Consider the following 893-nt stretch of genomic DNA (forward strand, 5'->3'; position numbering starts at 1 on the left):
GCGGTCGTCCCGACGGAAGCCACCGCCCTGCGGACGATCATCGCGGCGGAAGCCACCACGGTCGTCACGGTCACGGTTGAAACCACCCGACGGACGGTCGTCCCGACGGTAGCCGCCGCCCTGGGGGCGGTCGTCACGACGCGGACGGTCATCGCGGTCACGGTTGAAGCCACCGCCCTGGGGGCGGTCATCGCGGCGGAAGCCACCGCGGTCACGGTCGGAACGCTCGTCGCGACGGTAGCCACCACGGTCGTTCGACGCACCCCCGCGTGACCGGGGCTCGTAGCCGCGGCCGTCGTCCGATCGACGCTCGGGACGGTCCTGGGGCGGGTTCGACATCGTGGTGACTCCTCTGTCTGCTGCTTCAGCTCCACCGCTCCGGTTCTGGCGACACGCACGCCCGGGGCGGTGTGGTGCCGGCCACCTGGCCGGACACCATCTCCATTGTCCGGCATCCGCTCCCATACCGCGTTCGGGCGGCAGGAGCGACTGACCGGTTCATACACGTTCTGACACGCAAAAAAGCCGTGGCCCCCAGCGAGTCGCTGGGGGCCACGGCTTTGAATGATTGTTCGGCGGCGTCCTACTCTCCCACAGGGTCCCCCCTGCAGTACCATCGGCGCTACGAGGCTTAGCTTCCGGGTTCGGAATGTAACCGGGCGTTTCCCTCGTGCTATGACCACCGAAACCCTATCGGGTATTCAGCGAAACACACTCTTCAATTGATAAGTGTTTCTTGTGTTCGCCGGCGATAGCTGTTCGCTACCCGGGAACCACACAGTGAACGCGAGCGTCTGAGGACAAGCCCTCGGCCTATTAGTACCGGTCAACTCCACCCCTCACAGGGCTTCCATATCCGGCCTATCAACCCAGTCGTCTACTGGGAGCCTTAC

Annotated in this window: 1 protein-coding gene and 2 rRNA genes; 1 reads left to right on the plus strand and 2 read right to left on the minus strand. The window is 65.2% G+C overall.

The window, feature by feature from the left end; all coding sequences use genetic code 11:
• Positions 1–273 (plus strand): hypothetical protein (locus UK12_RS41890; RefSeq protein ID WP_045306849.1); only part of this gene is annotated, 273 nt, incomplete at its 5' end.
• Positions 274–570: 297 nt separating this feature from the next.
• Here the strand turns inward: UK12_RS41890 and rrf are convergent.
• Positions 571–687: ribosomal RNA gene (gene rrf, locus UK12_RS32750) — 5S ribosomal RNA — on the minus strand.
• A 109-nt stretch (positions 688–796) separates the two neighbouring features.
• Positions 797–893 (minus strand): 23S ribosomal RNA (locus UK12_RS32755); the annotation flags it as partial.

The organism is Saccharothrix sp. ST-888, assembly GCF_000955975.1.
Taxonomy (GTDB): domain Bacteria; phylum Actinomycetota; class Actinomycetes; order Streptomycetales; family Streptomycetaceae; genus Kitasatospora.